This window comes from Burkholderia sp. Ac-20384, assembly GCF_017104605.1.
GTDB classification, from domain to species: Bacteria; Pseudomonadota; Gammaproteobacteria; order Burkholderiales; family Burkholderiaceae; genus Burkholderia; species Burkholderia lata.
Window position 1 is genome coordinate 1 of record NZ_JAAGPE010000430.1, and the last position, 5,910, is coordinate 5,910.

7 protein-coding genes are annotated in these 5,910 nt (G+C 64.7%); 1 reads left to right on the plus strand and 6 read right to left on the minus strand.

The genetic code is table 11. The features are described from left to right. Window positions 1-274: 274 nt before the first annotated feature. The gene (locus tag G3O00_RS38970; protein WP_206146176.1) at window positions 275-577 is read left to right on the plus strand and encodes a hypothetical protein; all 303 of its coding nucleotides are present in this window, start codon (window positions 275-277) and stop codon (window positions 575-577) included. Between the two features lie 242 nt (window positions 578-819). Here the strand turns inward: G3O00_RS38970 and G3O00_RS38975 are convergent, their stop codons facing one another. The 6 genes from G3O00_RS38975 to G3O00_RS39000 form a co-directional block, all read right to left on the minus strand. Continuing rightward, on the minus strand, window positions 820-1,206 hold the full coding sequence (locus G3O00_RS38975) for a hypothetical protein (RefSeq protein ID WP_206146177.1): 387 nt from the start codon (window positions 1,204-1,206) through the stop codon (window positions 820-822). Beyond that, a complete protein-coding gene (locus G3O00_RS38980; protein WP_206146178.1) occupies window positions 1,199-1,414 on the minus strand; it encodes a hypothetical protein in 216 nt (71 codons plus the stop codon). The genes G3O00_RS38975 and G3O00_RS38980 overlap by 8 nt, the downstream gene beginning before the upstream one ends. Window positions 1,415-1,442: 28 nt before the next feature. Continuing rightward, entirely contained in the window at window positions 1,443-1,664 is a 222-nt protein-coding gene (locus tag G3O00_RS38985) for a DUF3717 domain-containing protein (RefSeq protein ID WP_206146179.1), read from the minus strand. 42 nt (window positions 1,665-1,706) lie between these two features. Further along, the gene (locus tag G3O00_RS38990; protein ID WP_206146180.1) at window positions 1,707-2,180 is read right to left on the minus strand and encodes a hypothetical protein; all 474 of its coding nucleotides are present in this window, start codon (window positions 2,178-2,180) and stop codon (window positions 1,707-1,709) included. Between the two features lie 47 nt (window positions 2,181-2,227). Next, window positions 2,228-2,530, minus strand: coding sequence for a hypothetical protein (locus G3O00_RS38995; RefSeq protein ID WP_241025541.1), 303 nt, complete (start codon window positions 2,528-2,530; stop codon window positions 2,228-2,230). A 983-nt stretch (window positions 2,531-3,513) separates the two neighbouring features. Further along, entirely contained in the window at window positions 3,514-5,691 is a 2,178-nt protein-coding gene (locus G3O00_RS39000; RefSeq protein WP_206146181.1) for a ParB/RepB/Spo0J family partition protein, read from the minus strand. Window positions 5,692-5,910 lie beyond the last annotated feature (219 nt).

Sequence of the window (5,910 nt, forward strand, 5' to 3'; positions counted from 1 at the left end):
TGACGGTGGCGGCGGCCGTGCGTGAGCAGCGCAATGCGTGCATTGCGCTCTGGATGGTTGGTCCGGGCGGGGCGACGGCCGTGCCAGATTGCGGGTGGTGGCCCGCGCTGCGCCAACGCGGAAAACACGAGCGCGCCATCTCAGCGTCGAGGGCAGGTCGAATCGGCTGGCGCGACCGGGAAGCGCCCGAGGTGGCAGGCGAGCAGACGCCCGGGCACAGTATTCGGCTACACTTTCCGGCAAGGGGGAGGGGCACGATGGAGTAATCGACGCCATGACGGCAGATACAGGAAAGACGACGCGCGCACCGAAGTCGCTGGACGACGAAATCACGCGAGCCGAGCAGAAGCTGAAGCGGCTGCAGGAGCAGAAGCGGACGAACGAGCGCAAGGCGCTCGAGCGCAACGAGCGTGCGATTTTTGATGTGCTGAAAGCCGAGAAGCTGAACGAGGTTCCGGCGGAGAATTGGAAAGCCGGGATTGCGGCCATTCGCCGTGCGCTTGGTGTTTCGCCGCCAGCGCCATCGAGTCCGCCAGCAGCGGCAGCTGTCGCGGCTGAATCAAAGCCGGGAGCCTAAGCGGTGCGGGCGGTTCTGGCGTAGGGGCAATCTGGTGTCACGGGGCTCTTCGTGACACCAGATTGCCCCAAATTATTTCGCGCGTCGCGCGAACTGGACAACGCTTTGGTCGCGGGCTGGCGGGTGGTCGCGGCGCAGCGGCGAGCGCCCGCCAGCCCGCGACGCCGCGCAAAAACGCAGCGACGGCGCGTCGGCGAGCGAACCTGTATTGCCGCCATCTCATCGGCCGGCTCGCCGGGGAGCTACCATGGTATGTACGCATATTTGACGCTGTCCGCTAGCGCGGCTTTCCAAGTCGCGGTGCTGGGAAGACTACCCTGTTCGATGTATGAATCCGCGATTCGCCTCCCGAGCGGAACGTCAACTTCGTATGCCCAAATCGCTGTCCACGGCACATCGTCGTTGACGGCTCCAACATGCGCGGCGAGGGATTCAGCCGCGACGTCTGCGAAGAGTTGAAACAGTTCGATGCCGCCGCCCTTGTCGTCGGTGAACAAAAGTCTTTGACTGAAACCGATTGCGATCGCAGCGGCGCTGATCGCAACCGCACGGAAATCACCCTCGTTAGGCATGCGTCGTCCCTCGTCGATAGAAGATCGCCCGCCGGAGCGGGCGTCAAAGTCAAACACGCTGATACGCTTCGACGTGGACGTCGGGAATCCGTTTGAAGCGGCCGTTGTTGATTCCCCACTGGAGCACGCCACGCACGTCGAGCCAGTTCCGGATCGACATTTTTTCGCTCACGGCGGCTTTGATCTCCGACCAGTGAACCGGGTTCTCGCCAATGGTTGCGCTGAGGATAGCGAGACACTCATGCTGTTGGTCTACGTTCATCATTCTTCCTGTCGAGTGGGTGAACGGTGCTCTACTGCGTGAACGCACCGTCGTACGCGGTGCGCTGATCGGCGGTGAGCTTCGCTGCGTCAATCTCCGTCGCGCCGTGGAAAATCATCAGGGCGTACGGGTCGGCCAGAATGCGCGCCTCCCGACACAGGATCGGGTCGCCGTCTCCGCTCGGCCGCCGCGAACGCCAGATATTGATCGCTCGCTCAAGCTGCTCGATGCTCACATGGGTTGTGCTGTTCATGACGCTCTCCACAAGGCGCGCCCGAATCCGGGCGCGCGAGGTTCAGTTCCCGGAATGCCAATTCGCTTCCATTTCCTTCGCGGCACCGATTGCCTCCTGAAGCGTCGCACGCGGACGCCCGTTCGTTGGCTCACAATCGCCGCCCTGGTGAGACACTTCGAGGGCAGGCACGAAGCCGTCAGGGGTTAGGCTCACACTCGGACGCGTTTCATTGAGGCCATCCATGTCGCTCAACCATTCGCCGAACCAGACAGCGCAACCGCACGCCTCGGCATCGTAGCCTTCATCCCACTGACGCAGCAGGAATGTCGCTTCCGTGAGCATGACGGGGGGCGTATCGTTCTTCTCACGACATGCATACCTGCCCGACTCGCGCGCGTAACATTCAGCATCGCACAGGTGTTGCTCGGCATCTATTTGCATCCCAGCGGTTACAGCGATGCGATGAAGCGCGAGCTGCACGCGCGCTTCAAGCGCAAAGTCGAAGCTATCGACGGGGGCACGGTACGTTTGCATTTTTCTCTCCGATTGGCGCGCCGTCGGTCGGCGCGCCTGCGAATTGGTCAATGGAAGATGCCGAGCGCTTCGCGAATGACGCGTTGAGCGCTCGCCGTGCCGTAGCGCTCGCCGCGCGCGTGCGCCTTTTCGAAGACGCTGATCGCGACATTGATTTGCCACGCGGTCCAGTTGATCGTGGGGAGAGTGAACGCCAGTTCGCCGTCGTCGCCGTGATGGACTGCAACAAAGGGTGCAGCCCCTTCGGGGCGCACAAGCGCGAAAAATCCTTCGGTGATGCCGTCGACATCCACGTCGTCATTGCAGATAGTCATGCTTGCTTCTCCGGTTAGTGCCAAACCGGCGACCATGCGCCGGACGGTTGGCGGAACAAAGTGATGCGTTGCACGCGACCGGCAACGCTCGTTTCAAGGCGGACGGCGCGCGCGTCGTCGTCCGGGCGCGTCCAACGGTGCAGGACACGAATCGGGGCGTCGACGGCACAGCCGAGCCAGTGAGCAGCGGTGGCACGCAGACGATTTTTCGGTTGTCGAATGCCTGCCTGGCGGTGAGCCTCGGGGGGTGCGGGGGGAACGCCCGCGCGTGTGTGCGTGATTCGGTCGGGGGTGGTTGCGCTCACGATTTCGTCCTTTTGTGTCGGGTTGTGGATCTGCCATTGGGAGCCGCCTCGACGCGTTTTTAGCGGGGTGGGTCAGGGGTGCAAGGGAACCGTGGAATACCGGAGCGCGCGAAGCGCGCGAGGATATGCCGCGAAAGTCCCTTGCACCCCTGACCCATTCCGCTATGCGTCGAAGAGGGGCGGCTCCCAATGGCAGATCCACGCGCTTAACCCGGCGCAAAAGGATGGAGCGCAACCACACGCTTTCCCCGGCCGGATCACGCACACGGCGCGGGGCGCACTTGCCCCGCGCCCCCTCGGCCGGCATAGCCGGCCGCAAGACCTGCTTTCCGCCCGCGCGCAGCGGGCGCGTGTTCCACGAGCAAGCGAAGCGCGCAGCGCCGGCACGGCGCGCAGACGTCAGGGATTGAAGCCCGTCAGGGGCGAGACTCGCGCAGCGAGGCTCGACGCGAAGCGCGAAAGCCCGGCCCGGAGCGCAGCGGAGGGAGACGCCCAAGCCTACGCGCCGGGCAAGCGCCGCCAGTGCATGCAATAAAGCACATGCACGCGAAACACGGCACCGGACCGGTGAGCCTTTACGGGACCGACTGAGGCAAGGAAGGTGAGAGATTTCGGGGGCCGGTCGCGAATTGCTGCGACCTGGTCCACCAGCGCACACGAACAATCGCGCGCGGTGCGCCAGCGGGCAGGGTGCGCCCGCTGGCGAAACTCAGGTCAATCTCGCGGCGGCATGCCTTCGGCTTCAGCGACAGCCGTCTCGTCGCGGCCATCGTCCGTCGCTTCGGCCACGGCGGCCGACTCGGTCCCGTCGTTCGCCTCGTCGGCATCGTGCGCGCCCGATGCGTCGTCGTCGCCGTCATCTTCCTCATCCACGTCCGACGACGTGGCAGCGTGATTGCGCCAGAGGGGCCGCGACCGCGTTTCGGCGCGGGCGAAGTGGTCGGGAAGCCAGCCGGTCCCGCTCACGATCCGTTCGGCCTCGGTTGCGGCGTCGCCCTTCTTCAACTTCATGATCCGCATGCCTTCGGCGGGCGACACGGCGACGGTCACGACCTCCGCAATGCGTGCCTTCGACACGTGGTCGAAGTAGCTGGCGCGTGTCGGCTTCCATTCGTCGGCGAGATCGAGATTCAGCGCGGGGACCAACGCATTGATGCTATGTGCGCCCTCATCGGTCGCGACACCATCGACGCTTGCACCGACATACTGCGCGAGGATGAGCATGAGACGTTCATCGGATTGCTCGATACACCACGTGAGCAACGCGTCGGTGTCGTTCGGGACGATGCCGCCCCATGCGCCGCGTTGGTCGGCGCAGAGGCGATAGGGCAGGTCGTCGGCAAGCTCGGTCGCATGCCGCTCAACCTTGCCGGTGTGGTCGTGCCACTGGATGTCGATGGCGCTGGCAGACTGTCCGGGCGCATAGTCGGTAACGAGAAACCGGTGAACGAGCACGGCGAGCGCGACGTGCGGCTGGCGCGCGAGCGCCATGCCGACGGCGGCGGTACGCCGGGCATTCAGGCGCAGGGTGAGGGTTCCCGAATGCGGGTCCTTCGCGGGCGGTGCAGACTGTGCAACGCTGCCACCGGCTGCGGGCGGCGTTGGCGTTTCGCTGGCGAGCGTACCGTCACCATCGGTTTCGTCGTCTCCGACCGGCGGCGTCGCGGCTCGCCGGGTCCACCCGCGCACAACTTCGAGCGCGCCGTCTTGGTCGATGGTGACGACAGCACCGCCCCCGACCATCTGGAGCGGTGTGTAGACGTACAGCGATTCCTCGATCGCAGCGTAGCGCAGAGAAAGGGCGGTCTCTTCGTCACATAGACGCTCGTAGGTGGCTTCATCGACGTCGTCGGCCTCCTTCTCCACTTCGATGGCCTCCATCCGCGCGTCGATCGCCTCCATTTCCTGCTGTTGTGCTTCGATGGGCGGGACAGCAGTAGCAGGCACGCGCTGCAAACCTACCTTTGCGTTGTAGTCGAACACGGTAATCGGCTCGACCCAATCCCAACCTTCCTCTTGAACCTTCGCCGCAATGGTCGTCAGTTGCTCAACCGCAACGCGCTCCATCAGCGCATGATCGGCATACCACGCCGTTCCCTGATCGGAGAACAGGTCGCGGCGCACGGCACCACCTGCCGCCTCGTAAGCGTCGATCCCGACGAACAGGGCAATGCGGTTGCTCTGAAAGTCGTGTTCGCCCGCCACCAGCTTGCGGCGAATCGCATGCGGCTCGCGGTCATGGGGCTTCGCGTCGAACCAAACGCTTTCCTGCTCGGCGTGGCTATCGGACAGCGCGAGCGCCTGCATCTGGTCGGCTCGAATTTCGTCGGCGCGGAACAGGTCGACCAGCTTGGGCGAGACGCGGGCGAGCTTCAGGCGACGCTGCACAAGTTGCGGGGTGGTCCCGTAGATTTCGGCAATTTCCGCCACGGTGCGCCCCGCATCGACCAGCACGCGATACGCGTCGCACTGGTCGGCGGGATGCATCGGCTCGCGCATTTCGTTCTCGCTGGTGCTGATCAGCACGGCGGCCTCGACGGACACGACCGTGCAGCGAATTTCCTCATCGAGACTGATCCGGCCACGCTCGACCAGTTCCAGCAGCGCCAGCCGCCGCGATTCGCCAGCGGCCGCGCCGAAGGTCTGCGCCCGCTTCGCACCCACCTTCATCGGATGCACGATGATGTTTTGCAGCAGACCGACATGGTCGATGTTGTTGGCGAGCGCCGAAATGCCGGTGCGCTTCGTGCGGCGGACATTGAACGGCGAAGCGACGAGACGTTTCAAGGGAATGAGGCGTTCTTCGCCTGCCTGCAGGTGCGCCTCGGGGGGTGCGGGGGGAACGCCCGCGTCGTGGGCGAGTGCCGGGATTTCGGTGATCACTGCGTTCATACATCCTCCTTGCTGTGGTGGAAAATCTCTGCCTTTGGAACTGCCTCGACGCATAGGAGCGCCAGCGCGACGGCACGGCAGGGGCGCGCGCAAGGCCGCACGCGGAGCGCAGGCGAAGCCGAGCACCGAACGGGCGCAGCGCGCGGCGTAGCGAACCCTTGCCATGCCGGCACGCAGCGCTATGCGTCGGGATGAGGCAGTCCGAAGGCGGCGCCACCG

What these genes read in the sequence shown, in the direction of transcription:
- G3O00_RS38970 (WP_206146176.1), top strand. Translation starts at nt 275, where the DNA reads ATGACGGCAGATACAGGAAAGACGACGCGCGCACCGAAGTCGCTGGAC.
- G3O00_RS38980 (WP_206146178.1), bottom strand. Translation starts at nt 1,414, where the DNA reads ATGATGAACGTAGACCAACAGCATGAGTGTCTCGCTATCCTCAGCGCA.
- G3O00_RS38985 (WP_206146179.1), bottom strand. Translation starts at nt 1,664, where the DNA reads ATGAACAGCACAACCCATGTGAGCATCGAGCAGCTTGAGCGAGCGATC.
- G3O00_RS38990 (WP_206146180.1), bottom strand. Translation starts at nt 2,180, where the DNA reads ATGCAAACGTACCGTGCCCCCGTCGATAGCTTCGACTTTGCGCTTGAA.
- G3O00_RS38995 (WP_241025541.1), bottom strand. Translation starts at nt 2,530, where the DNA reads ATGGTCGCCGGTTTGGCACTAACCGGAGAAGCAAGCATGACTATCTGC.
- G3O00_RS39000 (WP_206146181.1), bottom strand. Translation starts at nt 5,691, where the DNA reads ATGAACGCAGTGATCACCGAAATCCCGGCACTCGCCCACGACGCGGGC.